Origin of the sequence: Thiohalorhabdus sp. Cl-TMA, from assembly GCF_041821045.1 — a bacterium.
Classification (GTDB): Bacteria; Pseudomonadota; Gammaproteobacteria; order Thiohalorhabdales; family Thiohalorhabdaceae; genus Thiohalorhabdus; species Thiohalorhabdus methylotropha.
On record NZ_JBGUAW010000001.1, the window covers coordinates 340,269 to 364,576 of the forward strand.

Annotated in this window: 23 protein-coding genes; 13 read left to right on the forward strand and 10 right to left on the reverse strand. The window is 66.6% G+C overall.

Annotated elements, in window-relative coordinates:
• Nucleotides 1-9 precede the first annotated feature (9 nt).
• Together ACERLL_RS01555 and ACERLL_RS01560 are read left to right on the forward strand one after the other, a co-directional pair.
• Complete coding sequence (locus tag ACERLL_RS01555; protein ID WP_373654297.1) at nucleotides 10-2,328, forward strand: DUF262 domain-containing protein; 2,319 nt, start codon at nucleotides 10-12, stop codon at nucleotides 2,326-2,328.
• Between the two features lie 124 nt (nucleotides 2,329-2,452).
• Nucleotides 2,453-4,318 (forward strand): RNB domain-containing ribonuclease, encoded by a 1,866-nt coding sequence (locus ACERLL_RS01560; RefSeq protein ID WP_373654298.1) that lies wholly within the window; start codon nucleotides 2,453-2,455, stop codon nucleotides 4,316-4,318.
• Between the two features lie 41 nt (nucleotides 4,319-4,359).
• Here the strand turns inward: ACERLL_RS01560 and ACERLL_RS01565 are convergent, their stop codons facing one another.
• Entirely contained in the window at nucleotides 4,360-4,617 is a 258-nt protein-coding gene (locus ACERLL_RS01565; protein ID WP_373654299.1) for a hypothetical protein, read from the reverse strand.
• A 219-nt stretch (nucleotides 4,618-4,836) separates the two neighbouring features.
• On the opposite strand from ACERLL_RS01565, the gene ACERLL_RS01570 reads away from it, so the two are divergent.
• The 3 genes from ACERLL_RS01570 to ACERLL_RS01580 are packed head-to-tail and all read left to right on the forward strand — an operon-like array spanning nucleotide 4,837 to nucleotide 6,538.
• Complete coding sequence (locus ACERLL_RS01570; RefSeq protein WP_373654300.1) at nucleotides 4,837-5,397, forward strand: SiaB family protein kinase; 561 nt, start codon at nucleotides 4,837-4,839, stop codon at nucleotides 5,395-5,397.
• Between the two features lie 15 nt (nucleotides 5,398-5,412).
• Nucleotides 5,413-5,793, forward strand: a complete 381-nt coding sequence (locus ACERLL_RS01575; RefSeq protein WP_373654301.1) for a SiaC family regulatory phosphoprotein — start codon at nucleotides 5,413-5,415, stop codon at nucleotides 5,791-5,793.
• 22 nt (nucleotides 5,794-5,815) lie between these two features.
• Nucleotides 5,816-6,538 carry a diguanylate cyclase gene (locus ACERLL_RS01580; RefSeq protein ID WP_373654302.1) on the forward strand — a complete coding sequence of 241 codons (723 nt, stop codon included), beginning with the start codon at nucleotides 5,816-5,818 and terminating at the stop codon, nucleotides 6,536-6,538.
• Here the strand turns inward: ACERLL_RS01580 and ACERLL_RS01585 are convergent.
• Nucleotides 6,535-8,595, reverse strand: coding sequence for a SpoIIE family protein phosphatase (locus ACERLL_RS01585; RefSeq protein ID WP_373654303.1), 2,061 nt, complete (start codon nucleotides 8,593-8,595; stop codon nucleotides 6,535-6,537). The two genes, ACERLL_RS01580 and ACERLL_RS01585, sit on opposite strands and share 4 nt — an antisense overlap.
• A 215-nt stretch (nucleotides 8,596-8,810) precedes the next feature.
• On the opposite strand from ACERLL_RS01585, the gene ACERLL_RS01590 reads away from it, so the two are divergent.
• The gene (locus ACERLL_RS01590) at nucleotides 8,811-9,065 is read left to right on the forward strand and encodes a hypothetical protein (RefSeq protein ID WP_373654304.1); all 255 of its coding nucleotides are present in this window, start codon (nucleotides 8,811-8,813) and stop codon (nucleotides 9,063-9,065) included.
• 260 nt (nucleotides 9,066-9,325) lie between these two features.
• On the opposite strand, the gene putA is transcribed toward ACERLL_RS01590, so the two are convergent.
• On the reverse strand, nucleotides 9,326-12,460 hold the full coding sequence (putA, locus tag ACERLL_RS01595) for a bifunctional proline dehydrogenase/L-glutamate gamma-semialdehyde dehydrogenase PutA (RefSeq protein WP_373654305.1): 3,135 nt from the start codon (nucleotides 12,458-12,460) through the stop codon (nucleotides 9,326-9,328).
• Nucleotides 12,461-12,664: 204 nt separating this feature from the next.
• On the opposite strand from putA, the gene ACERLL_RS01600 reads away from it, so the two are divergent.
• Together ACERLL_RS01600 and ACERLL_RS01605 are read left to right on the forward strand one after the other, a co-directional pair.
• Nucleotides 12,665-13,732: a uroporphyrinogen decarboxylase/cobalamine-independent methonine synthase family protein gene (locus ACERLL_RS01600; RefSeq protein ID WP_373654306.1), complete on the forward strand. Its 1,068-nt coding sequence runs from the start codon at nucleotides 12,665-12,667 to the stop codon at nucleotides 13,730-13,732.
• A gap of 47 nt (nucleotides 13,733-13,779) precedes the next feature.
• A complete protein-coding gene (locus tag ACERLL_RS01605) occupies nucleotides 13,780-14,136 on the forward strand; it encodes a hypothetical protein (protein WP_373654307.1) in 357 nt (118 codons plus the stop codon).
• Nucleotides 14,137-14,156: 20 nt separating this feature from the next.
• Here ACERLL_RS01605 and ACERLL_RS01610 read toward each other — a convergent pair whose 3' ends face one another.
• Entirely contained in the window at nucleotides 14,157-14,537 is a 381-nt protein-coding gene (locus tag ACERLL_RS01610; RefSeq protein ID WP_373654308.1) for a hypothetical protein, read from the reverse strand.
• 272 nt (nucleotides 14,538-14,809) lie between these two features.
• Entirely contained in the window at nucleotides 14,810-15,232 is a 423-nt protein-coding gene (locus ACERLL_RS01615; RefSeq protein ID WP_373654309.1) for an SRPBCC family protein, read from the reverse strand.
• A gap of 165 nt (nucleotides 15,233-15,397) precedes the next feature.
• On the opposite strand from ACERLL_RS01615, the gene ACERLL_RS01620 reads away from it, so the two are divergent.
• A complete protein-coding gene (locus ACERLL_RS01620) occupies nucleotides 15,398-16,063 on the forward strand; it encodes an FAD-binding oxidoreductase (protein ID WP_373654310.1) in 666 nt (221 codons plus the stop codon).
• A gap of 54 nt (nucleotides 16,064-16,117) precedes the next feature.
• On the opposite strand, the gene ACERLL_RS01625 is transcribed toward ACERLL_RS01620, so the two are convergent.
• A complete protein-coding gene (locus ACERLL_RS01625; protein WP_373654311.1) occupies nucleotides 16,118-16,783 on the reverse strand; it encodes a CRISPR-associated DxTHG motif protein in 666 nt (221 codons plus the stop codon).
• Nucleotides 16,784-16,803: 20 nt separating this feature from the next.
• Nucleotides 16,804-17,139, reverse strand: coding sequence for a phosphatase PAP2 family protein (locus ACERLL_RS01630; RefSeq protein ID WP_373654411.1), 336 nt, complete (start codon nucleotides 17,137-17,139; stop codon nucleotides 16,804-16,806).
• A 662-nt stretch (nucleotides 17,140-17,801) separates the two neighbouring features.
• On the opposite strand from ACERLL_RS01630, the gene ACERLL_RS01635 reads away from it, so the two are divergent.
• Nucleotides 17,802-18,125: a high-potential iron-sulfur protein gene (locus tag ACERLL_RS01635; RefSeq protein WP_373654312.1), complete on the forward strand. Its 324-nt coding sequence runs from the start codon at nucleotides 17,802-17,804 to the stop codon at nucleotides 18,123-18,125.
• A 69-nt stretch (nucleotides 18,126-18,194) separates the two neighbouring features.
• Here ACERLL_RS01635 and ACERLL_RS01640 read toward each other — a convergent pair whose 3' ends face one another.
• From ACERLL_RS01640 to ACERLL_RS01650, 3 genes are read right to left on the reverse strand one after another with little or no spacing between them, the layout of a single operon-like run.
• Nucleotides 18,195-18,839, reverse strand: a complete 645-nt coding sequence (locus ACERLL_RS01640; protein ID WP_373654313.1) for an FMN-dependent NADH-azoreductase — start codon at nucleotides 18,837-18,839, stop codon at nucleotides 18,195-18,197.
• Nucleotides 18,840-18,850: 11 nt separating this feature from the next.
• Nucleotides 18,851-19,954 carry a hypothetical protein gene (locus ACERLL_RS01645; RefSeq protein WP_373654314.1) on the reverse strand — a complete coding sequence of 368 codons (1,104 nt, stop codon included), beginning with the start codon at nucleotides 19,952-19,954 and terminating at the stop codon, nucleotides 18,851-18,853.
• 51 nt (nucleotides 19,955-20,005) lie between these two features.
• On the reverse strand, nucleotides 20,006-20,872 hold the full coding sequence (locus tag ACERLL_RS01650; protein ID WP_373654315.1) for an NAD(P)-dependent oxidoreductase: 867 nt from the start codon (nucleotides 20,870-20,872) through the stop codon (nucleotides 20,006-20,008).
• A gap of 188 nt (nucleotides 20,873-21,060) precedes the next feature.
• On the opposite strand from ACERLL_RS01650, the gene ACERLL_RS01655 reads away from it, so the two are divergent.
• From ACERLL_RS01655 to ACERLL_RS01665, 3 genes are all read left to right on the forward strand, one after another.
• Entirely contained in the window at nucleotides 21,061-22,869 is a 1,809-nt protein-coding gene (locus ACERLL_RS01655) for a diguanylate cyclase (RefSeq protein WP_373654316.1), read from the forward strand.
• 326 nt (nucleotides 22,870-23,195) lie between these two features.
• Nucleotides 23,196-23,393, forward strand: coding sequence for a hypothetical protein (locus ACERLL_RS01660; RefSeq protein WP_373654317.1), 198 nt, complete (start codon nucleotides 23,196-23,198; stop codon nucleotides 23,391-23,393).
• A gap of 36 nt (nucleotides 23,394-23,429) precedes the next feature.
• Entirely contained in the window at nucleotides 23,430-24,218 is a 789-nt protein-coding gene (locus ACERLL_RS01665; RefSeq protein ID WP_373654318.1) for a sterol desaturase family protein, read from the forward strand.
• Nucleotides 24,219-24,308 lie beyond the last annotated feature (90 nt).

Genomic DNA, 24,308 nt, shown 5'->3' on the forward strand with positions numbered 1-24,308 from the left:
GATTCTTGTATGCGACCCGCTCAAGTAAGACAGATTTTTGATGCAAACGCTCAAACTGTGTCCGAGTTCCTAAAAACTGAAGGTTTGGGGCTCTTTATCCCATCGTATCAACGTCCCTATTCTTGGGATCAGGAAAATATAAAAAGGTTATTCGAAGATATTAGCTATGAGGCAAACCAAATTGCCGACGGCAAAGTTGGTTTAAAATTTCTAGGAAGCGTAATCACTATAAGGGTGCAGGATAATAGAGCTATACCGGCCCACCAAAGATTGGAGGCGCCGGGCCAGGTAATGTCCATTATTGATGGGCAGCAAAGACTTTCTACTTTGCTATTAATTAATTTAATCCTTCATGATTTAATCCGAAAGAAAATGAGCTCAATTGCAAGTGAGGAAATATTAGGTGATTGGATATTGCGAGCAGCTAGGGAAGAATTGTCTACCCTAAAACGAACATTAATTTTGGATAAAGAATGGGCAGAAGACGAAATATACAGGTACTACCCAAGGGTTATACGTGAAATTGAGGACCTTTGGGCCTTGGAAAGAGATTATGCGAAGTACCGTTCCCCAATAGCCTCTCTGATTTTTAATTACGTACAAGAACTAGAGGGGGAAAATCGGGATTTTTTTGATGTGTATGAATACTGGGGTGATGATTTAGAGGATAAATACAAAAATATTGCAGACAATATTAGTATTATCAAAGGGATAGTTCGAGATGTCTTGGAGGATAATAATGAAGATTATTCGCTTCCGAACCTCGAAGATTTTGTTTTTCAAGGGGATGGGCAAGTAGCGGAAAACTTTTTTGGTTTAGATGTTCCCGAAGGGGTAGAAGATTACTTTGATAGGGCTCCAGAGGGAGAAAAGAAAGAGTTTAGGAAAATGTATAAAGCTTTGATGCTGTCAAAGCTATTTAATAACTCAATCGCATTTACGGTAGTTGTCACAGAAATAGAGGATTATGCATTTGATATTTTCGAGGCATTAAACACAACCGGAGAGCCGTTGACCGCTTATGAAACTTTTAAGCCAAAGGTGATAAACGAGGAGGGTCAATTAGAGTATAAACACAGTCCTTCCAAAAATGCATTAGATTGGATAGAAAAATATATTGATAGCTTTGATTCCTCAAATGCCAAGCAAAAAGCAACAACCGACTTGATGATTGCATTTCGTTTGTCATGGGAAGGAAAGAGGCTTTCAAGCCATCTTAACCAGCAAAGAAAATTTTTAAAAAGTTCGTATGAAAACAGGGGAACTCTAGAAGGTAAAAGAGGGTTCGTCTTCGAGCTGGCTAGGACATCTGATTATATAAGGAATTGCTGGAATCCTCCTAAAGGGAAAGTTCCCTGTCTGCCCGAAACTGGGGATCCTCAGAAGAGGAAGGAGGCTTTATTTTGTATAGAATTTTTGAGAAATTTGAAGCACGATATAACTATTGGGCCCCTTTCCCGTTTCTATGCAAAATTTTTACTTTCGGAAACAGAAAGTAAATATAATAGCGCATCGGAGTTTTTTGACGCAATTAAGGCCGTCGCGGCGTTTTCTGCTATATGGAGAGCTGCGCATAGCAATACTGCCCAAATAGATAAGCAGTACCGGGATTTGATGGAGAAAGGCATATCCGAAGTGGTTTCTCCATTATCTGCTATTAATGTATCTCCAACAGAAATAAACATAGAAGATTTTAAGTTCGCTCTAATAAATTTGTTGCATAAAAAGGGCAGTTTGGATGATAAAGAAATTTGGGTTGAAAAGGTAAAGAGGAATAAAATATATAAAGCCTCGCAGGCGGTTACTAGGTTTATACTGTTAACTGCAGGCCACGATTCCATAGTCGACGAAGGAAAACCTCATTTGATCACAAAGGGGAGAAAAGGGGTATTTGATTGGATAAATATAGAAACCTGGAAAAATGAAGAGTTTTTAACTGTAGAGCACATAGCCCCGCAAAATAATAATGGAAGCTGGGGAAGTCTGATTTACTCTGATGAGGCTGAAAATAGATTAGGAAATTTAACCCTTCTTCCCGCCCGTGCAAATAGTATTGCTTCTGATAGGGCCTGGCCTGAAAAAAGAAGAATTTATGGGTTATATGGGTCATTGAAAGAGGAAGAAGCGGAAAGTTGGATTGAAGAAATCAAACTAAATGGTATGACCCTGAGCGAGGACCCCTCTGAGATATCCGAATTTGGTCGCTACTTAGCAACTTGTAGATCGCTATCGCGTGTAGAGGGAGAATGGGGCGTAGAAATTATTAATGAACGTTCGGAAAGATTGGCGGAACTTGCATGGGAACAGGTATTCCAATGGCTGACCTAATGGTTAGGTTTGGGTCGCTATGCAATTTTAAGAAGTTTAATTTCTAGGTGGACATTAAAAAGGCATGAGTATGTCTTTTTATTTAATAATCTTTTAGCCATTCACTCCCCATAAGAGTATTTTTTTGCCCTCTTCTCCTGTTGAAACTGGCAATCTTGTCGTCTACAAACAGCAGCCCGCCCGCGTCCACGCGGTGGAGGGGGACAAGCTCACCCTGCAGCTCCCGGACGGCGGTACCAAGCGGGTGCGGCCCAAGGATGTGCTGGTTCTCCATCCGGGTCCGGTGGCGGATATCCGGGCCCTGGATGCCGGGGCCGGGGAGATGGAGGAGGCCTGGGAGGCGTTGGCCGGGGAGTCGTTGAGCCTGGAAGACCTCGCGGAGCTGGCCTACGGGGCGTTCACCCCGGCCACGGCCTGGTCGAGCTGGCGGGAGGTGGCGGACGGCCTGCTGTTCGAGGGCGAGCCCGATGCCCTGGTGGCCCGCGAACGGGAGACCGTCGCCGCCGAGCGGGAGCGCCGCGAGACCAAGGCGCAGGCGGCGGCCGCCCGCAAGGCGCTTTTGGAGCGCCTGGTCGCCGGGGCCATGGCGCCCGGGGACGAGGAGGACCTGGCCGAGGTGGAGCGGTTGGCCCTCGGGGCCTCGCGGACCAGCTTCATCCTCCGGGAGCTGGGCCGGGAAGAGACCCCCGAGGAGGCGCACCGGCTGCTGCTGGCCAATGGCTACTGGGACGAGCTGACCAACCCCCACCCGGTCCGCGAGGGGGCACCGCAGGCAAGCGCCGAAGGGGAGGTGCCGCCGCTTACGGAGGAGGCGCGCCGCGATCTCACCCACCTGGAAGCCTGGGCCATCGACGACGCCGGCAACACGGACCCGGACGACGCCCTCAGCCTGGACGGCGATCGCATCTGGGTGCATATCGCCGACGTGGCCGCCGTGGCTCCGCCGGACGCCCCTCTGGATCTGGAAGCGCGCGAGCGCGGCGCCACCCTCTACCTGCCCGACGGCATGCGCACCATGCTGCCGCCGCCGGCCGTGGAGCGGCTGGGCCTGGGCCTGGCGGACACCTCGCCAGCCCTGTCGGTGGGCTTCCGGGTGGCGGAGGACGGCGGCCTGACCGACATCGAAGTGGCGCCCAGCTGGGTGCGGGCCGCCCGCCTGTCCTACCAGGCGGCCGAAGAACGCATGGCGGAGGAACCGTTCGCCAGCCTCGCCGAGGCCGCGGAACGTTTCCGGCAGCGGCGGCGGGCCGACGGTGCAGTGGAGTTCCAGCTCCCCGAGGTCTCGGTGCGCCTGGAGGACGGCGAGGTGGTGATCCGCCCCATCGTTGAGCTGGCCAGCCGCCGCCTGGTGACCGAGGCCATGATCATGGCCGGCCACGCCGTGGCCCGCTTCGCCCAGCAGGAGGGCCTGGCCATCCCCTTCGCCACCCAGGAGGCCCCGCAGGGGAAAGCGGAGGGCGAGGGGCTGTTGCGGGCCTATGAGCTGCGGAAGCTCATGCGGCCCTCCCGGGTTCAGCTCACCCCCGAGCCCCATAGCGGTCTGGGCCTTTCCGCCTATGCCCAGGCCACCAGTCCCATGCGACGCTACTTTGACCTGGTGACCCACCAGCAGCTGCGCGCCCATGTGGGCGGGGGACAGCCCGCCGACCAGGAAGCCCTGGCCCAGCGGGTCGCGGGCGTAGGCGAGCGGGTCCGAAGGCTGCGGCGGGCCGAACGGCTTTCCAATCAGCACTTCAAGCTGGTGCATCTTCAGCGTTACGGGGCATGGCAGGGGCAGGGCGTGGTGGTCGAGCGCAACGGGCCCAAGGGACGGGTGCTGGTCCCGGAGCTGGCCCTGGAGACCAGCGTCACCTTGCCCAAAACCACCGAGCCCGGGGCGGTGGTGACGCTGCAGCTGCTGGGTGTGGAGCTGCCGACCCTGGAGCCGCGCTTCCGGGCCGAAGAAGACGAGGTGGCCGGGCTCCGGTCCGATCTTCAGGCAGGGGCTTAGGGGCCGGTTGGGCCGGGCCCGGCGCATAGCCAAGATCCTGCTCAGCTCTTCGGCGGTTCGCCCCCGGTCTCCTCGGCCACCAGCTCCTGGATCAGGTAGCCCAGGTGGTCCAGGCCCTCCTGGAGCTCCCAGAAGAAATCCCCCTTTTCGTCGCCTTCCTCGGGGGCCTCGATTTCGCCCCATTGTTCGCGGAGGTCCTTGGCGTCGGCCTCCGGCTGGTCCGATTCCATGAGCAGGGTGGTGTAGAGCTGGGCGACGGCGTAGTTGAGGGCCTCGATCTGGCCGCGGTTGTCCGCCATGGGGTGCTCCTGGGCTGTGGTGTGCTGGTTGTCGGCTGGATTTTCCGTATTCCACCAGCAAGAAGGTCCGCGAATCCAGTCCTTCCTTACCCGGTCTATCGCCGCGCACCCGCAAATGGTAGAAAGTACGGGCTCCCGGTGCGTGCCCGGTTGTCGGGTCGAAGGTCGGCCTGCTGCCCGGCCTCGCTCATGCACCTCCAGCCGGAAAGGAAACGGGGAATGGCGAGTCTGGATCTGCTGGATCTGCGCGATCGGCTGAATGACTTCAATGCCTTGATGTCCTTCAACGGTCCGCTCTCGGAATCCATCATCAAGGACCTGGGGGATGCGGTTCGCCGCTACCTGGAGGAGGAGGCCGCCAGCCGCGCCACGGTCATGGACGTCTTCTCCGTGTTCATCGAGCAGACCCAGAACATCCGGCAGTACGCCACCAGTCGCGGCGGGGATGATGCCGAGTTCTGGCTGCTTTCCTCCGCCATTTCCGTGATCTCCGCGAACAGCAGCAACTACTTCGTGAGCTCCGGGAACTGGGTGCGCGAGGCGGACCTGCCGGATCTGACCGCGCACCTGGACCGGCTGCGGTCCCTGGACGGCCCGGGACTGAAGAAGCTCTACAAGGAGGTGCTGCGGTCCCCCGCCGCGGAGGGCGCCACCACCGCCGGTCTCGGCCTCATCGACATGGCGCGCAAATCCAGCCAGCCGCTCAGCTATTCGTGCCGGGAGCCCGACAGGGAATCCGAAAGGGGGTACGTATTCTTCAGCCTGCAGGCGACGCTGTAGTATCGGGGGAGGAAAATGGGCAACCTGTTTTACGAGGCGTCGGAGACGACCCCCGCCGTCATCCTGGATCGCGACCAGGGGCTCCTGGAGGTGCGCGGGGAGTCCTATCCGGAGAATGCCCTGGCGTTCTTCCAGCCGGTGGTGGAGGGAGTGGGGGGCTACCTGGCGCAGGGGAATCCGTCCCTGACCATCCGGATCGACCTGTCCTACCTCAATACCAGCAGCGTGAAGGCCCTCATGGATATCCTCGACCGGGCCGAGGAGGCCCATGAACGGGGCGCGGCCGTCGAGGTGGAATGGGTCTACGACGCCGAGAACGACCGCAGCCTGGAGATGGCGGAAGAGCTGCGCGAGGATATGAGCCTTCCCTTCCGGGTTTCCCCGGTGAGCCGGTAACCGTCCCTTCGGAGCTGGTGCCATGACCAAGGAAAGCGAGGAGATCGCCAAGCGCCTGGCCGCGCTGGAGCGCGACCCGGCCTACCGGGACCATCCGCTCATGGCGGAGCTCAACCGCCTCGCGGAGCGCTTCTACAAGGTGGAGCGGCAGCTGCGCAAGGTCAGCCGCATCGGCGACCTGCTGCAGGCCCTGCTGCGTGAGGACAACGAGGCCTTCGAGCAGGCGGCGCTTACCGATCCGCTTACCGGCCTGCCCAACCGGCGCGCCATGCAGGAGCAGCTGGAGCTCGAGGCCGCCCGCGCCGAGCGGGAGGGAACTTGGCTCGTGGTGGGCATGGGGGACGTGGACCACTTCAAGGCCGTCAACGACAGCCATGGGCACGAAACCGGGGACACGGTGCTGCAGGAGGTGGCCAACCGCCTGGAGGGCGGCCTGCGGGAATACGACCAGTGCGCCCGCTGGGGCGGCGAGGAGTTCCTGGTTCTCTGCCCCGGCCTCTCGGCCGCCCAGGCGGTGCGTACCATGGAGCGGATCCGGGAGGCGGTCACCGGCGAGCCGGTGATGGGCGGAACGACGCCCATCCGCGTCAGCATCAGCTTTGGCGTGGCGGTGTATCAGCCCGGCGAGCAGGCGGACGACCTTACCAGCCGGGCCGATGTGGCGCTCTACGAGGCCAAGCGCCAGGGCCGCAACCGCAGCGTCCTCGCGGGCGAGGACGCCCGCCATTTCTCCAGGGGCGACTAGCCCCTTCGCCCGTCCGGCCCGGTCGCCCGGGGAGATGGCCGGAACCCCAGCACCGTCACGTCGTCCCGCTGTTCCCGCTCGCCCTGCCACTCGGCGAGGGCCTCGACCAGCGCGGCGCGCTGGTCCGCCAGGGAGGTCTCCGCCTGCTCCGCCAGCAGGGTCCGCAGCCGTTGCCGCCCGAACGGCAGCCCCTTGGGGCCCCCGCCCTGGTCCAGGAAGCCGTCCGTGGCCAGATAGAAGGTATCGCCCGCCTCCACCGCCACGTCGTGCTCCGTGAAGCGGTGCCCCGGGTCGGCGGCCCGGTAGCCGAGCCCGGTGCGGTCCCCCGCCCATTCCTCGATTTCGCCGGCCCGGGCCCGGTACAGGGAGAGCCGGGTGGCCGCGAAGCGGAGCGTGTCCGCTCCCGGCTCCCAGCGGCACAGCGCCATCTCCAGGCCGTTGTCCGAGCCGCGCGTATCGGCCCCGTCCGATTCAGGGTTGAGCATGTCCCGCAGCTCCCGGTTGAGGCTGGCCAGGATGGGCCCGGGACTGCGCAGTCCACCCCGGTCCACCGCGTGGTTGAAGGCGGAATGGGCGGCCATGACGGTGACCGCGCCGGGCACCCCGTGTCCGGTGCAGTCCATCACGCCGACCAGCAATCCGTCGCCTGCCTGCCGGATCACGTAGAGGTCGCCGCCCACCCGGTCGCGGGGCAGCCACAGGGCGAAGTGCTCCAGCGGCAGCCCCTCCAGGGACCCGGGTCCGGGCAGCAGCGCCTCCTGGATGCGCCGGGCGCTGCTGATGCTTTCCAGGAGCATGCGATTGGTGCGACCCAGTGCGGTGTTGGCCTCCTGGAGGTCCGCGGTGCGCTCACGGACCCGCTCCTCCAGGGAGCCCGTGTATTCCTGCACGGTGCGCGCCATGTTGTTGAAGGTGTGGGCCAGGGTGCCCAGCTCGTCGCGGCGGTCCTCCGGCAGCTGGGTGTCGTATTCGCCCCGGGCAACCCCTTCCGCGGCGCGGGCGAGCCCCGCCACCGGCTGCAGCAGGAAGCGGTTGAACAGGAGGCCGAGCAGGGCCAGGGCGAGCAGCAGGGCCACCACGAGCACCCCCGCCACCGCCAGGAACTCCGGCCAGCCCAGCACCGCCTGGGGGTCTAGGCTGGCCAGGGTGAACCAGTCCAGCTCGGGCAGGTAGGCGAGCGCCGCCAGCCGGGGACGCCCGTCCAGCGTCAAGGGAAAGGTGGCCAGCCGCTGCTCGCCGGTCCGGAGCCGTTCCATGTGCCGCCGGACGGCAGGCCGCTGTCCGTCCGGTATGTGTCCCCACAGGGCGGTCCGGCCCGCGCCCGTGCCGGTGACCTGGGCATTCAGGGCGATATTGTCCACGTTCTCATGGCCCTGGATGGCGCCCTTGCGGTTGAGGAGGATGGCCTGCAGGCCGGGTTCCTCGGTCTGCACGAACTGCCGCACGAAGTGGCTGATGTCCACGCCGGTGCCCGCCACCCCCAGCCGGGCGTCGCCGTCCCGCATGATGACGTTGAACCAGACCTTGGTCTCCCGCAGCTCCCGGTTGAAATCCACGTTCAGGTGGTAGGGAGCCTCCCCTTCCAGGGCGTCGAAGAACCAGCTGTCCTTGGGGTCGCTGCGGCTCAGGGTCTGGGTTATCCGCGGCGGCGCTTCGTCCCCGCCCTCCGGCCCCTTGAAGTAGTAGTGGCCGGAATCCGCCAGGACCACGAAGTAGGAATCGCCGGAGAACAGGTCGCGGAGGGAGGCCAGCTCGTCGAGCGCCGCCGCCCGGGCGGCCGGGTCCTCCTCCGCACGGGCCCAGCGCTGCACGGGCGGGGAATCGGCCAGGCGCCGGGCCAGGGTCAGCTCCCGCTGCATGAAGCCCTCCACCCGCGCCTTGTGGCCCAGTACGTAGCGCTCGGCCACGGAGTAGCCGAGCTTCTCGGCGATGTTGCCGCCCACCACGTAGAGCGAGCCCAGGCTCACCGCGCCGATGAGCAGGGACACCAGGGCAACCACCGCCAGGCTCCGGCCCCGGATGCCGAGTCCGGCGATCCGCCCTTGCCCGGAAGGCAACGCCGTTTCCGTCCGTTTCCCCATGTATTCCCCGCCCGCTCCGCGAATTCGCGCCTGGCGCGCCCCGCGAGTAGCGTAAGGGGGAAGCGGCTCCGGGTCGAGCGCCGCGGCATTTACGGATGCGATCCGGGAACGTCGGGGAATGGCCCAAGGGGGGCGCGGCTGTGTTACTGCTGGAAGGACAAGCCAAGCCGCACCTACCGGAGGAGGCCTCCATGTCGGAAGAGCGGAACGAATCCGCCGAGAACCTGGCGGCGCTGCGGCAGGAGCTCGCCGCCCAGCGGGCCGTGCTGGCGAGCCTGGCCACGCACCTGATCCTCACCGCCGACAACAAGCATTCCATGCTCGAGCAGGTGTTCACCGAGGCCCTCGATAACGTGGAGCGCTCGGTGCCGCACACGGATACGGACCGGGAAGCCATTCTCGACAAGGTGCACGAGCTGGCGGACCTGGTGCAGCACGGGGAGTAAGGGGCCGGAGCGACTCGCGGAGCCGGGGGCCGCTCCCACGATCCAGCTTCCATGCCGATGAAGGATTCCAGCGGGCTCGCGGGCTACTGGCCGATCCTGCTTTCCGGCTCACAAGGGCCTCTGTGGGAGCGGCCTCCGGCCGCGACCGCGATCAGCCCTGGCGCCTCATCGGGCCTCGAGCCTATGCCATGGCTTTTTTCGGGGCCGGGAGGCCCCTCCTACAGGGCGCCATTGCCCACCGGCCCCTTTATGGGAGCGCCCTATCCGTACCGACCTCCGAGCAGGGTGGCGTTGCCGCCCACGGCGGCGATGTTGTCGGTAACGGTCTTTTCGTGGAGGAAGCGGGTCAGGTAGTGGGGGCCGCCGGCCTTGGGACCGGTGCCGGAGAGCCCCCGGCCGCCGAAGGGCTGGACCCCCACCACGGAGCCGATGATGTCGCGGTTGATGTAGACGTTGCCGGCATTGGCCCGCTCGGCCACGTAGCGGGCGGTCTCCTCCACGCGGGAATGCACGCCCAGGGTCAGGCCGTAGCCGGTGCCGTTTATGGCGGCGATGACGCGGTCCAGCTCTCCGGCACGGTAGCGGACCACGTGGAGTATGGGGCCGAACACCTCGCCGGGCAGGGCCTCGAGCTCGGGCAGCTCGTAGATGCGGGGCCCGAAGAAGCTGCCGGGCGGCGCCCCGGGGAGCGGATCGGTCCAGGCCACCAGCCGCGCCTCGGCATCCAACCGCCGGGCGTGCTCCGCCAGCTCGGCGCGGGCGTTTTCGTCGATCACCGGCCCCAGATCCGTATCCAGCCGGGCGGGGTCGCCTACCCGGAGCTCCGCGGTGGCCCCGGCGATGGCCGCCAGCATGGCATCGGCCACCTCCTCCTGCAGGAACAGCACCCGCAGCGCCGAGCAGCGCTGGCCCGCGCTGTTGAAGGCGGAGCGCACCACGTCCCTGGCCACCTGCTCCGGCAGGGCGGAGCTGTCCGCGATCAGGGCGTTGACCCCGCCGGTCTCGGCGATCAAGGGCACCAGCGGCCCGTCGCGCTCGGCCAGGGCGTGCTGGATGTGCCGCGCCGTTCCGGTGCCGCCGGTGAGGGCCACTCCGGCCAGGCGCGGATCGCCGAGAATGGCCGGACCCAGCGCGCCGCTCGGCCCGGGCAGGAACTGCAGGGCGCTGTCGGGCACGCCTGCCTCCGCCAGCAGCTCGATGATGCGCATGGCGGTCAGGGGCGTGGCCCGCGCCGGCTTGGCCACCACCGTATTGCCCGCCACCAGGGCGGCGGCGATCTGCCCGGTGAAGATGGCGGCGGGGAAGTTCCAGGGGCTGATGCACAGGAATGCGCCGCGGCCCTCCGCCCGCAGCGCGTTGCGCTCGCCGGTGGGGCCCGGAAGGGGCCGCTCGGCGAGCTGATCGCGCGCCATGGCGGCGTAGTAGCGGCAGAAATCGGCGGCCTCGCGCACCTCGGCCAGGGCATCGGGCACGGTGCGGCCGCCCTCCCGGATGATGCGCGCCATGAGTCCGGCTCGCTCGGTCTCGATCCGGTCCGCCGCCCGCTCCAGTATCGAGGCCCGCTCCTCCACCGGCGTGCGGCACCAGGCCGGGAAGGCCTCGGCGGCCCCGGCCATGGCGGCCGTGGCCTGCTCCGCGCCCGCCTCGGCCACCGTGCCGGCGGTGATGCGATGGTCCGCGGGGGCGGTGACCGCGTGCTCGGAGCCCGGAAGCCGACGGCCGTCGATGCGCGGCGTCGCCCGCCAGGGCGCTCCGGCCCAGGCCGTCCGGAGGGTGCCGTCCAGCTGCGCCAGCACGTCCGGATCGTCGCGCGGCAGGCCGGCGGAGTTGGCGCGGTCGGGATAGATATCGCGGGGCAGTGGCAGCGCCGGTCCCTCCGTGTCGCCCGAGCGCCAGGTCTCCACCGGGTCCGCGAGCAGCGCTTCCGGCTCGGCCCGCTTGTCGGCGATGCGGTTGATGAAGGAGGAATTGGCGCCGTTCTCCAGGAGGCGGCGCACCAGGTAGGGCAGCAGCTCGCGGTGGCCCCCCACCGGTGCGTAGACCCGGCACGGCAGGCCCCAACCGTCCACCACCGTGTCGTACAGCCCGGCACCCATGCCGTGGAGGCGCTGGAATTCGTAGTCGGCCTCCGCGCCCATGAGCTCGTAGACCGCGGCGATGGTGTGGGCGTTGTGGGTGGCGAACTGCGGGAAGACGCGCCCGCCCAGCTCGGCCAGCCGCCGGGCGCAGGCCAGGTAGGAGATGTCGGTGTGGGTCTTGCGGGTGAACACCGGATAGTCGCTGAGCCCCTCCTGCTGGGCGCGCTTGATCTCCGTGTCCCAGTAGGCGCCCTTCACCAGCCGCACCGGGATGCGCGCGCCGCGCCGCCCGGCCTGCTCACCCACCCAGTCGAGCACCGGCAGGGCGCGCTTCTGGTAAGCCTGCACCGCCAGGCCCACCCCCTCCCAGTCCGCCAGCTCGGGATCGCGGAAGGCGGCCTCCAGCACGTCCAGAGAGGGCTCCAGGCGCTCCGCCTCCTCGGCGTCCACGGTCACCGGTATGCCTGCAGTGCGGGCACGGTAGAGCAGGTCCAGGAGCCGGGGCGTCAGCTCCTCGCGCACTCGCAGGCTCTGGGAGCGCTCGAAGCGGGGATGGAGGGCGGAGAGCTTGATGGAGATGCCCGGCCGGGCCAGCAGGGGCTGCCCGGCCTCCGTCGCCATGCCGGCGGCGTAGGCGGCGCGCCGATAGGCCGATATGTAGGCCTGGGCGTCCGTCTCGCTCACCGCCGCCTCGCCGAGCATGTCGAAGGAATGGCGGTAGCGCCGGTTCTCGCCGGTGCGGGCGCGCTGCAGGGCCTCGCCAATGTGGCGGCCCATGACGAACTGCCGGGCCAGGAGGTGCATGGCCTGCTTGAGGGCGCTGCGGACCACGGGCTCGCTGCTGCGGCCCAGGATGGGTCCGAGCAGGCCGCTCGGGCGGCTGTCGAGGCCCGGGCTCAGGCCGACCAGGCGCCCGGTGAGCATGAGCCCCCAGGTGGAGGCGTTTACCAGCAGGGAGGCGCTGTGGCCCAGGTGGCGGTCCCAGTCGGCGCTGCCGAGCTTGTCGTGGATGAGGCGGTCGGCGGTTTCGGTGTCGGGGATGCGCAGCAGCCCCTCCGCCAGGCACATGAGCAGCACCCCCTCCTGGCTGGAGAGGTCGTACTCGTGCAGGAAGCTGTCCAGCGGATTGGGGCGCTCCCGGATGCGCTCCACGAGGGTGGCGCCGCGCTCCCGGATGCGCTGCCGCGCCGGTTCGTCGAAGGCGGCGAGCTCCGCCAGCGTCTCCACGGCGGGCCCTTCGGGGGGCAGGTGGGCGGCGGTCACCGCCCGGCGGGCGGCGTCGCGCTCGGGCAGGGAAAGGCCGAGGATGGTGGGCATGGCCGCTCCTGTGGATGCTCCTCGCACCCAGCGTGGGCCGATGGGCCGGGCCTGGCAACGGGGCGCGGCGCCGGGGAGCTTGACCCGGTTACCCGGCCATTCCACTTTGGAGGAAAGCCCCCGCACCCCGCCGGGCGATCCGCGCGGGCCTTCCCCGCCCGCTTCCCCGGCGGGCCGTGCCGCACCCCATGAGGAGGGAGCGTCATGCCGGACTATTCCCCCTACGCGACGACCGTGGTCGGTGCCTACAGCGTGCCGCGCTGGTACGAGGCCCTGGAGATCGAGGTGGAGCGCGGTGAGCTGGATCGGGCGGACATGGAGAACGCCCAGTTCGTCGCCAGCCAAGCGGCCATTCTCGACCACGACACGGCGGGCATCGACATTCTCACCGGCGGCGAGATGCACCGGCGCACCAACAATCGCCACGCGCCGCCCAACGCCATGCTCAATTTCTTCTGGAACAAGCTGCCCGGCTTCTCGAAGGAGACCCGGCCCAAGCCCATCACCGAGCAGGATCCCAACGTCACCCATCCGGCGGCGGTGTGCACCGGTCCCATCGGCGACGCGGACCTCGGCCTGGTGGACGAGTATCGCATGGTCTCGCGGTTCGCCCGCGGCGCGGTGAAGGTCACCATGACCGGGCCGCACATGCTGGCCAAGGTGGCCATCGACGAGCACTACGGCGACCTGGCAGCGATGATGCAGGACATCGCCAAGGTGATTAACCGCAACCTGAAGGACCTGGAGGCGGCGGGCTGCCGGTACGCGCAGATCGACGAGCCGCTGTTCGCCATTGCCGACGACGCCGAGGTGGACGCCGCCGTCGATGCCATCAACCTGGCGGTGGACGGTCTTTCCAGCATGTCGGTGATGGGCCACATCTGCCAGGGCAACTATGCGGTTGGCGAGGACTACGACGGCCAGATCGGCCACCGCTACTTCACCGGCCGCTATCCCGCGGACCGCATCAGCCGGATCAACTACGACGCCCTGCTGGTGGAGCACGACATGGTGGACGCCTACGAGGGCCTGCTCGGCGACAAGCGGCTGGCGGTGGGCGCCGTGGACGTCCAGGACTTCGACGTGGAATCCCCGGAGACCATCGTCGAGCGCATCCAGCGGCATTCGTGGCTGGCGCCGGAGCAGACCCTGATCACCAGTACCTGCGGGATGAACCACCTGCCCCGGGACGTGGCCTTCGGCAAGCTGGAGGCCATGGTGGGCGCCAAGCGCATCCTCGGCGGCGAGGCTCGCCACCGGCGCGCAAGCTGACGACCGCCGGGCATCCTGAAACCCACCCGAGCCACAGGAGCGCTGCCTTGGATACCCAGGCCCTCTGGTCCGCCGTCTTCTCCGACGAAACCGGTCCCCATTCCGGCGGGGTGATCCTGCTACAGCACGGCCACCTGCACGGGGGCGACAACAACTACCACTACCAGGGAAGCTACCGGGAGGAAGGCGGCAACATCACGCTCACCTTCTCCGCCACCCACTTCCACGGCGGACGCAACCACATCGCCGGGAATCGCGACGCGTTCACCCTGCACGTTTCCGGCCCCCTGGCCGAACGGGCCATGGAGCTCTGCGGCGAGCTGGAGGAGGATTCCGCCAAGAAGGTGACGGTGCGTCTACAGCGGGTGGCGGAGCTGCCCGTGCCCGGGCCGTCCACGGTCTAGCCCCCGCCCCGGCTTGCGGTTCAGCGGGGTACGGGTTGTATGGGCGGCTGCAAGGGGCCAGGGCCGCGGGTGCCGGTGCGCTCCAGCATGCCCTCCGGCCGGGCCGGCCGGCAGCAGGTTCGGCAGTCCTCCGTGGAGCGCGGCAGCTGATCCGCCCAGAATCCCAGCCGCTCCACCCGCTCCCGGGCGGCCTGGACATCCGGGGCCTGCTCCGCCAGGCGGCGGAGGTGCGCCAGGTGGGCGCGGGCGGTATCCGTCCAGTGGCGGCAGGCTTCCTGGTCGGCGCGGTGGCCGCCGTGCAGCGGGCAGGGATGGCCGCTGGCGGCCGCTAGATCCCGCTGGACCAGGGTGCTGCGCACGGCCTGGATGCTTTGGGTCCAGTGCTGCGGGCTCCAGGGCATGCGGACCTCCAAATGGATTTCGGCGCCCCGGCGGGGTGCGCCGTCCTCCGGGCGGATGAATTCTTCATTTTCCGCCCGGCTCCGGCTTACGCAATTAGGGTGTTTCCTGTAGTCGGATGGGTGCCCCCCGGTAATCGGGGGCGGCGCCGAAACGGGAGACGGGTCGGCGTGTCCGGGATCGGTCCGGGGCGGAGGGGGAAGACCCCGTGGGGGACCTCCGGCGGCGGAGGTCCCCGGGAGGATTCGCGGGCGGGCCTCGGGCCCGTCCGCCGTCAGCGGAAGTGCTTCTGCAGCTGGCCCAGCAGGGCCTGGTAGATGGGGTTGCAGAACTGGGCCACGCCGCCGCCGCTCCATTCCCAGCTGGAGGTCCAGAGCACGAGGCTCTCGCCGGTGTCGGTGATGGGCAGGACCTGGACCGTGGCGATGTAGCCCTGGACGTTGTCCTTGGAGACCGCGTCCGGACCGTCGTCGATGCTGTAGCGCAGGGTCCGGGCGTGGTCATCCAGCCCCACCAGGGTTTCTTGGAAGGTGCCGTTGAGGATGCGCTTGGCACCAATCTGGGTGCCGGGCAGGCCACCCTGGGGCTCGCACTGCTCGATCACCTCCGGGGCCCAGGACATATCGAGGAAATCCCGCAGGACGTTCCACACCTCGTCGGCTGAGGCTTGTACCACCACTGAATTGTGACAGCTCATAGCAGACTCCTCCCTATTGGCAAGGTTGCCGAAATTTCGCCCGTATCCATCGGGCATTCCCACCATATACGAACCGGTACCGGCACCGGATTTATCCGGGGGTCGCCGGCCCGGCTTCCTTGCTACGGTGGAAGAAAGCGTCCCCAATTTCCGGGAGGCATCACCATGACGCAAATCGCCGAAATCCTGATGACCGAGTTCGTCACCCACGACGTCAAGCGCTTCATTGTCAGCAGGCCGGAGGGCCTTCAGTACGAGCCCGGGCAGGGGGTGGCACTGTCCGTCAACGAGCCGGGCTGGGAGGAAGAGGAACGGCCCTTCACCCCCACCAGCCTGCGGGATGACCGGGTCCTGGAGTTCACCATAAAGCGTTATCCGGGCCACCAGGGGGTCACCGAGAAGCTCCATTCCCTGCAGCCCGGCGCGCAGCTCCTGATCTCGGAGGCCTTCGGCACCCTCACCTACCAGGGCGGCGGCTGGTTCATCGCCGGAGGCGCGGGCATCACGCCCATGATGGCCATGCTGCGGACCCTGGCCGCGGAGGGCCGGCTCAACGGCCACGGCCTGATCTTCGCCAACAAGACCCCGGCGGATATCATCTGCGAGCGGGAGTTCCAGCACTATCTGGGGGACAACTGCATCTACATCTGCGACCGGGCGGCCGGTACCGATTACGCCGAGGGTCACATCACCAAGGACTTCCTGACCAACCACATCGAGCACTTCGACCAGCACTTCTATACCTGTGGCCCGCCCAAGTTCGATAAGGCGGTGAACGCTGCTCTGGAGGAGCTGGGCGCCTCGCCGGAGACCCTGGTGTTCGAGCGGTAGCCGCGACGGCGGCCCCGGTAAAACGTGCCGTCGCCGGGGCCGCTCCCGCCCCGGTTATGGGCTGAAGCGGAGTCCGCCCAGCAGGTGCACGGCCTTGCGGGGTACCCGCATGGAGCCGCCCGCCCCCTCCACGTCGGCCACGCTCAGCGAGGCCTTGGCCTCCAAGCTGATCGCCACCCCGCCCCCGAGCGGAAACAGTTTCTGGATGGCCGCCTGCCCGGTCACCCCGGAGAGCTGCTGCCCTTCCAGGGAGGTCCCCTCCAGAAAACCGGGCCGGCTCGGCACGTCCGTCCGGCCGTCGGCGCGGATGGTCGGATGGGCGAGTACCGCACCCACCCCGACCCGCGTGGTGAAGCCCTGCAACCGCCAGGCGCGATTGAGGAACAGGTGGTTGAAGCCGTGCGTGATGTCCAGGTGGTCGATGGCTGCCGGGGGTGCGCTGGCGAAGACCTTGTCGTGGATCAGCTCGAATTCCCAGCCGGCCCCGCCCTGGAAGCGTCCCAGGCGCATGGACCAGTAGTACGGGCGGGTCAGGCCCCGGGTCTCCGGTTCCAGGGTGAAGCGGGTGGTGCGGCCGTCCGCGTGCCGGAAGCGTAGCCGCTCCGAGGTGGCCCAGGCCTCGCCGAGCTGGGCGGTGAAGTGCCATTCCGCGCCACGGGACGGCGGGGCCGGCACGAGAAGCAGAAGGGCCAGGACGGCGGGTAGCGCTCTACAGGGCATGCTTGCTCCGGGTGCGGGCCTCAGAAGCGTCCGGAAATGCGCAGGCCGGTCCTGCGCTCCCCCACCACGGGAGCGATCCGCAGACCGTCGGCTCGGGGCTCGGTGAAGAGGTAGGTGAAGCCCACCGCGATGGCCGCTCCGGCAAGGGTGTCGTGCACGTAATGGGCGCCGGCGTGTACCCGGGAGTAGCCGACGAAGGTCGCCAGCGCGTAGGCCGGCGCGCCGAGGGTCCAACCGTACCGGCGCTGGATGAAGGAGGCCCCGGAAAAGGCCGCGGCCGTATGCCCACTGGGAAAGGAGTTGCGGGCTTCCGAATCCGGCCGCTTCTCGTCTATAGCGTATTTCAGGGTGTGCACCGTGAGCAAGGTGCTTCCCAGGGACCAGTAGAACTGCCGGCGCCCCGGGGCGTCGTGCTTGGCGTGGGTGGTGCCCCAGGCCGTAAAGGTCAGCCCCCACGCCGTAAGGGGCAGGGCGACCTGGGCGATGTCGCCCGTCCGCTCGATGTCGTTCGCCGTGCCGGTCCCGGGAAGGGCCAGGCCGGCGGCCAGCGCCAGCGTCGCCGGCAGGGTGGAACGGATCCGCTCGATCCGCGTCCGCGCGGAGCCGGACGGGGTCGTGTACGTATAAGTAAAAGGAATAGTTTGCCCCTCCCCCGAGGCGGGTCGCGCCGTTTCTCTCTTTCTAGGGGTTTTCCCTAATAACCCCTAGGGGAGCAGAGCATGAACCGGTTCCCGACCGGGTGCAAGGCGTTTCCCGGGGGCGAAACGGGAATGTCCGCTTTTCAGTGCTCTAGGGTTCTATTCCGTTTTGGATTGGGTGGCGGCGGAGCGCGGCGTTCGGTCGGAGGGCGGAGAGGATTTCAGGGCGTGGTTCGGTACGGAGGAAGAACGGGGCGGGATTAGGGGATTCCACGCGGTTGACCCGGAGCCGGAGGAGCGGGGAATGCTGGGAAGGGGCGGGGCCGCCCCGGTGGCCCGTTGCGCCCCGTACATTCTGAAGGATTGGAGAGGAGGCAAACATGACGGCATCCAAGCTGACGCGGCGCGGTTTTCTCCGCAACGCAGTGCTGACCACGGCGGTCCTGCCCGTTACCGCCGCCCTGACCAGCCGGCAGGCCTGGGCCCAGGAGAAGGTGCAGCCGTCCGAGCCGCAGGCGAAGTCGCTCAAATACACCCACGACGCCAGCACCGTGGAGGCGCCCCAGTACTCCGAGGGCCAGAAGTGTAGTAACTGTCAGTTCTATCAGGCTGGCCCCGATACGGAATGGGGGCCGTGCACCATCTTCGGAGGCCGCGAAGTCGCCGCCGAAGGCTGGTGCACCTCCTACGTGCCCAAGGCTTGAGGTGGCCGGTCCGGTACCCGGAGCCGGCCGAGGGCTAGCGCGGGACCGACCCCCGGCGGGTCGGTCTTTCTACGTGCCGGGGCCCGGGAAAGCGCGTCCCAGCCCGGCCGCGGTCTTCCGGGCGTGCTGCAGGGCGGCGTCGACCGTCTGGCTGTCCCCTTCCGTGGGCTCCATGAGGACGGTATGAACCGTTCGGATGCCCACGAAGCGCAACAGGTCCGCCAGCCAAGATGCCTGGTAGTCCAGGCCCTCGTAGGGCGAGCCCGGCCCGTAGCGGTCGCCCCGCGCGCAAACCAGATAGGCCGGACGGTCCCCCAGCAGGGGCCGGTGCGCCGTCTCCGGGTCGTAGTGGAACAGCAGTCCGGGCTGGGTGATCACGTCCAGATAGTGCTTCAGGGGATAGGGAACGCCGAAGCTCCACATGGGCACCGAGAACAGATAGCCGTCCGCCTCCCGGAACTGCCGGGCCAGGGCTTCCACCGGCGCCCAGGCCGCGGCCTGCTCCGCGGTCATGGCCTCGCCGGCCATCCAGCGGTCCTTGGCCGCCAGCACGGCGCCCTGCATGGGTGGAAGGTCCTGGCGCCACAGGTCCAGGGTATCCACATCGGCCTCCGGGTTTGCCTCCCTGAAGGCCTCCAGGAAGGCATCCGCGACGGCCAGGGAAAACGAGGATTCGCCCCGGGGCGAGGATTGGATGTGCAGCAGGCGCGTCATGGTCGACCTCCTCAGGGCGCGGCCACCCCGGAATGCCGGGGAAGGGTGCGCTCCAGCCTGGCCAGCAGGGCCTCGAAGGCCTCCGGGTCCTGGCCGGGGGCCAGGCAGATGCGGATGCGCACCCGTCCCGCAACCTCCATGGGGTGGATGCCGAAGGCGGCCAACGCCCGGGCGTCCTCTTCGCCGAGGGGGGCCGGACCGCCGTCCAGCAGGTAGTAGGGGAATAGCCGGGCTGCCAGGTGCTCGCCGAGCCGGTCGCGCAGGGCCGCGTCCCAGGGGCGCAGGGCCTCGAAGCGCGCCCCGAGGGTGCCGTCGGCGGCCAGCTCCAGGCTGGCCGTGGCGGCGGCGGCGAAGGCGGCGTTGCGGCTGCCCACCAGGGTGGTGTCCTCGCCGTAGGGCAGGTAGGCCCCCGGCGTTCGTACCAGCTCGTGCAGGCCAGGCCGGTACAGCAGGAGCCCGGTACCCACCGGCGCCTGACCGAGCTTGTGGAAGTCCATACCCAGCACGTCCACGTCCAGCCCCGCCAGGGTCTCCCCGCGCACCGCCGGTCCCAGCAGGCCGCCCACCGCCCCGTCCACGAAGACCAGCGTGGGGGCCGGCCGCTCCCGGAGCAGCCGGACCACCCCTTCCAGGTCGTCGGTTTCGGCGTGAATGGGGTTCACCCAGGTCAGGGCCGCCCAGAGGGGCGCGTCATCGGGCAGCCGCGCGAGCGCTTCGGCCACCCCGGCGGCGGTGAGCGGCGCCTGCGCCCGCATCATGCCGCCGTCGAGCCCCGCCACCTCGGCGGCCTTCAGGGTGGAAGCGTGGGCGTTGCGGGAGACGAGCACGTGGCGGATGCCCATTTTGCGGGCGGTCCAGGCGGCGAACAGCGCGGCCTCGCTGGCACCGCCGCAGACGTAGCCGAGCGTATCCTCCGGCAGGCCCACGAAGCGCGCGGCGTCGGCCACCAGGCGGCGCTCCAGGTCCCGGTAGGGATTCTCCAGCGGGCCCGGGGGCCGGCAGTGCATGCCGTAGCTGTTGACGTTGTCTTCCAGGGCCTCGGTGAAGCGCGCCATGACCCGGGGGTCGGGCGGGCTGTCGGGGAAGCCGAACCGCCGGGAAGGAGGCGCGCTCATGGCCGGGACGCCCGCCGGTCCCCCGCGGGGCGGCGGGCCGGTTTCTCGGGCTTATGCATGGTCCGGGTCGATTACCTTGTAGAGGGCCGAGTAGTCGGACTGGTCCAGCCCCTCCATCTCCGCCTTCTCCAGGAGGCGGCCGATGGTCTGCATGAGGGTGCCGTCGAGCCCATCCTTACGCGCCGCGTCCTCCATGAGGTAGACGTCCTTGAGCAGATGGGCCACCGGGAAGTTGGGATTGTCGAAGTGCCCTTCCAGCATGCGGTTCAGCTTCTTATCGAAGGTGGGCGCGTACAGGGCGCTGTCCCGCACCACTTCCATGAACTGCTCCACGTCCAGGCCCTCCCGGCGCACCAGGCCCAGGCTGAGGGCGAAGGAAGTGGTCAGCCCGGCGATGAGCTGATTCATGGCGAGCTTGAGCGCCGCCGCCTTGCCCACTTCGCCGATGTGGAGGGGCTTGGGGCCGAAGGCGTCGAGCAGCGGCGCCGCCTCCTCGAACTGGGCCTCCGTGCCGCCGAACATGAGGATCAGGCTGCCGCTCTTGGCCTCGGGGATGGAGCCCAGGACGGTGCACTCCATGAAGGTGCCGCCGGCGGCCTCCACCTGCTCCTGAAGCTGCCGGGCCTCGTGCGGGGCAATGGTGGCCATGTTGAGTACCTTGCGCCCCGCGAGCATGGGCCGGGCCTGGTTGTTGAGTAGCACGCTCTGCATGGCATCGGCGTTGGCGAGCATGGTGACCACCCAGTCGGCGTCCTCCAGGGCCTCGTGCGCATGGTCGGCCACCACGGCGCCTTCCTCCGCCAGGGCCCTGGTCTTCTCCGGGCTGCGGTTCCAGATGGTGACCCGATGGCCGCCCTCCAGGAGCCGGCGAGCCAGCGGCTCGCCCATGAGTCCGGTTCCGATCAGCGCGATATGCATGGGTCCTAATCCTCGTTGGTCGTTCCGGATTCCCGGGCGGCGACGTGTCCGCCCAAGGGGAAATGATCCCACGAATCCCAGCCCGCCCGCGACAACGCGGAAGCTCGCAGCCGCTCCGCCTTCCGCTTCCGGCGGGGGAATGCAATGCTGACCCCATCCCCCATTGCTCCGGGTCGTAGAGGTGGAAAATGACCCCCCATGTCCGAGCCAGGAAGGGCGCCATCGGCCTGTGGGTCGCGGTCTTCATCGGCATCCTGGTGCTGGTGGGCGCCGAGCTGACCACCTCCTATTTCCAGGCGGTGGCGCAGAGCACGCGCCACGCCCGCAACCTTGCCCATCTGCTCAGTGAGCGCCTATCCGGAACATTGCACGAGGCGGACCTGGTCCTGCGCGGTCTGGAAATGCGCCTGGAGCCCGCGCAGCTCGGCGGCGGCACCCTCCCGGAGGCCCAGAAGACGCGTCTGCGGGGTCTGCTCCGGCAGCAGGTGGAATTCCTGGCTTTCGCGCATTCCATGACCCTCTACGGTCCGGAAGGAGGGGTACGGCTCCGCGCGGGGGCGACGGACGAGGCGCTCCCGCTGGCGGACCCGGCGGGATTCGTGCAGGCCGGGGATACCGGAGCCGGGATGCTGCGCGACGCCAGCCGGGGCATGGAGGTGGTGCTGGTTCGCCGCATTCGCGCACCCGACGGCCGCGTGGTGGCATTCGCCGATTGCCGGATCCGGCCCGCCTATTTCCGCAGGAAGCTGGCGGAGCTGGGTCTGGATGGGAGCCAGAGCGTGGCGATCCTGGACGAGGCCCTGCACCTGGTGGCCCGTCGCCCTCCGGCGGCCGAGCAGCGTGGCGCCGCCCTCCGGAGCGCCCCGCTCGACACCCGTCTTTCCCGGGGCGAGGTGACCGGGCAGCTCCGGGCCACCCTCCCCGTGAATGGCAAGCCCCGGAATTACGCCTTCCGGAAGGTGGAGGGCTACCCCTTCCTGGTGCTGGTGGGCGCTTCACCCATGGAGCTCCTGGGTCCGTGGGGGCTGAAGATCGCCACCTACCTGGGCGGGACCGCGCTCCTCGTGACGCTTCTGCTGCTGCTCATGCGCGGCCAGCTGCGCAACCTGCGCCTTGCCCGGGAGGTGCAGACCCGTCTGGTGGCCCTGGAGGCCGCCGATGACATGGTCATGATCACCGGACCGGACGGCACCATCGAGTACGTGAATCCCTCCTTCGAGCAGACCACCGGCTACTCCGAACGGGAGGTCCGGGGGCGCTATCCCTCCTTCCTGAAGAGTCCGGAGCAGGACGAGGCGGTCTACGAGGAGCTCTGGCGGCGCATCCGGGCCGGGAAGTCCTGGAAGGGGGAGCTGGTGAACCGGCGCAAGGACGGTCGGCCGTTCACCGGGGAGCAGACCATCGCTCCGGTCAAGGATGAAGGGGGCGCGATCATCCGCTTCGTGGCAGTAATGCGGGATATCACCGAGCGCAAGCACATGGAGCGCCAGCTGGAGCACCGGGCCACCCACGATCCCCTCACCGGCGCCTACAACCGCCTCAAGTTCCAGGAGCTCCTGGAGCAGGAACGGGAAAAGGCGGAGCGTTACGGACGCTCCTTTTCGGTGATCCTGTTGGATATCGACCACTTCAAGCGGGTCAACGACGTGCACGGGCACCCCGTGGGGGACCTGGTGCTGGAGGGGGTCACCGGGGTACTGGAGGAGCGCCTGCGCGCCAGCGACGTGCTCGCCCGCTGGGGCGGGGAGGAGTTCATCGTCCTTCTGCCCGAGACGGCCCTCCCCAACGCCCGCAAGGTAGCGGAGGATCTGCGCATCTCCCTGGAGGCCGCCTCCATGCCGGAAGCACCGCCGGTTACGGCGAGCTTCGGTGTGGCCGAGCTGAAAGGTGGGGAGGCGGGGCAGGAGCTGCTGCGCCGCGTGGATTCGGCCCTTTACCGCGCCAAGGAGGCGGGCCGCAACCGGGTGCGCGAGGCCCCTGGCCAGAGTCCGTCGTGAAGGCGGTCGAGCCGGACCTTCATGACTGGTCCCGCCTGCTTTTCCACTACCCTCCAGCGCCTGGACGCCGTCCTGTCAAATCGTTTTACACCGTCTCTTCGGCGGTTCGCCGGTATCCCTCGATTGTTGTCCCCGGTGTCCCAAGCAGCAGATGGGAGGAAAAGGGATAATGGTGTAGAAAAAACTTACACCGCCGCGGAACCGTGCGCGTATTTCTGTCGTATTTATTTCTAAAATATGGAGATTATCTATGGTACGGAGCTTGCTGGGATGTCCTTGAAATCCATTGTTTCCGCTGTCTCAGCGGTAAAAAAAAGGAGAACCCTATGAATATCGAATCTTCTTTTGTCCGCCATGGGCTGCGTGCCGTCGGAACCTTCGGAATGGCCGGTATCCCGGCCCTTGCCTCTGCATCCGCGGCGATCGAGGAGCCCATCGATCTACCGACCCCCAGCGTTCTCGCCCTGGCCATTGCGGGCGGCGCCGCGGCGGGGTACGCCACTTACAGGAATCGCAAGAAGTAGCGAAAGCGGGGGCAGGCCTTGGAAACCGTAATCCGGATGAGCCAAGGTTCCTGGTCCTGGATGGTCCTGGCCGGCGTTTTCGCCGGCCTGGTTGCGGCAGAGGTCCTCTGGCCCAGACGCCAGGGGCCTCTGTCCCGTTTCGTGCGCTGGACAAGCAACGGTGTCCTGTTCTTGGTCAACGGTCACCTACAGTCCCTGCTCGGGGTGCTGGGGGCCGGGTCCATGGCCCTGCTGGCCGAGCAGGAGGGCTGGGGGCTGTTCCAGCTGGTCCAGGCGCCCGCCTGGCTGGCCATTCCACTGTGCGTGGCAGCCGCTGACCTCTTGTTCTATGCCCGCCACCGGCTTCTACATGCTTTCCCGCTCCTGTGGCGCATCCACCAGGTTCACCATGACGATAGTGCGATGGACGCCAGCACCGGGTTTCGCTTCCATCCCCTGGAGGCGGTGCTGGAACTGCTGACCTCGGCGGGTGTGGTGCTGCTGCTCGGAATGCCGGTCGTCGGTGTGGCCGTCATCCAGCTGCTGGCGTTGGTGGTCAACCTTTTTCAGCACACCAACGTGCGGCTGCCGGGGCGGCTCGACCACTGCTTGCGCTACCTGGTGGTTACTCCGGACATGCACCGCGTCCACCATTCGGTGGTGCGTGCCGAGGCGGACAGTAACTACGGGGTGGTCTTCCCCTGGTGGGACTACCTGTTCGGCTCCTACCGGGCTCGGCCCGCTGCGGGGCACGCGGCCATGACCGTGGGTGTGCGGGGGCGGGAGGATCCCGGTGATCTGGCCCTGTTTGGACTGCTCCTGGCGCCGTTCCGGAGGCTTGGCTAATCCTGCTTTTCCCTTCCCGCTAAGCTTGGTTTAAAGAACCGGAATGGCTCTGCGATAGTGGTACAGGCAACCGCGATCCATGCGGGGCCG

Bases quoted from the DNA above. Each gene is read 5' to 3' on its own strand.
- ACERLL_RS01555 (WP_373654297.1), top strand. From the start codon at position 10: ATGCGACCCGCTCAAGTAAGACAGATTTTTGATGCAAACGCTCAAACT.
- ACERLL_RS01565 (WP_373654299.1), bottom strand. From the start codon at position 4,617: ATGGCGGACAACCGCGGCCAGATCGAGGCCCTCAACTACGCCGTCGCC.
- ACERLL_RS01570 (WP_373654300.1), top strand. From the start codon at position 4,837: ATGGCGAGTCTGGATCTGCTGGATCTGCGCGATCGGCTGAATGACTTC.
- ACERLL_RS01575 (WP_373654301.1), top strand. From the start codon at position 5,413: ATGGGCAACCTGTTTTACGAGGCGTCGGAGACGACCCCCGCCGTCATC.
- ACERLL_RS01580 (WP_373654302.1), top strand. From the start codon at position 5,816: ATGACCAAGGAAAGCGAGGAGATCGCCAAGCGCCTGGCCGCGCTGGAG.
- ACERLL_RS01590 (WP_373654304.1), top strand. From the start codon at position 8,811: ATGTCGGAAGAGCGGAACGAATCCGCCGAGAACCTGGCGGCGCTGCGG.
- putA (WP_373654305.1), bottom strand. From the start codon at position 12,460: ATGCCCACCATCCTCGGCCTTTCCCTGCCCGAGCGCGACGCCGCCCGC.
- ACERLL_RS01600 (WP_373654306.1), top strand. From the start codon at position 12,665: ATGCCGGACTATTCCCCCTACGCGACGACCGTGGTCGGTGCCTACAGC.
- ACERLL_RS01610 (WP_373654308.1), bottom strand. From the start codon at position 14,537: ATGCCCTGGAGCCCGCAGCACTGGACCCAAAGCATCCAGGCCGTGCGC.
- ACERLL_RS01615 (WP_373654309.1), bottom strand. From the start codon at position 15,232: ATGAGCTGTCACAATTCAGTGGTGGTACAAGCCTCAGCCGACGAGGTG.
- ACERLL_RS01620 (WP_373654310.1), top strand. From the start codon at position 15,398: ATGACGCAAATCGCCGAAATCCTGATGACCGAGTTCGTCACCCACGAC.
- ACERLL_RS01625 (WP_373654311.1), bottom strand. From the start codon at position 16,783: ATGCCCTGTAGAGCGCTACCCGCCGTCCTGGCCCTTCTGCTTCTCGTG.
- ACERLL_RS01635 (WP_373654312.1), top strand. From the start codon at position 17,802: ATGACGGCATCCAAGCTGACGCGGCGCGGTTTTCTCCGCAACGCAGTG.
- ACERLL_RS01640 (WP_373654313.1), bottom strand. From the start codon at position 18,839: ATGACGCGCCTGCTGCACATCCAATCCTCGCCCCGGGGCGAATCCTCG.
- ACERLL_RS01645 (WP_373654314.1), bottom strand. From the start codon at position 19,954: ATGAGCGCGCCTCCTTCCCGGCGGTTCGGCTTCCCCGACAGCCCGCCC.
- ACERLL_RS01650 (WP_373654315.1), bottom strand. From the start codon at position 20,872: ATGCATATCGCGCTGATCGGAACCGGACTCATGGGCGAGCCGCTGGCT.
- ACERLL_RS01655 (WP_373654316.1), top strand. From the start codon at position 21,061: ATGACCCCCCATGTCCGAGCCAGGAAGGGCGCCATCGGCCTGTGGGTC.
- ACERLL_RS01660 (WP_373654317.1), top strand. From the start codon at position 23,196: ATGAATATCGAATCTTCTTTTGTCCGCCATGGGCTGCGTGCCGTCGGA.
- ACERLL_RS01665 (WP_373654318.1), top strand. From the start codon at position 23,430: ATGAGCCAAGGTTCCTGGTCCTGGATGGTCCTGGCCGGCGTTTTCGCC.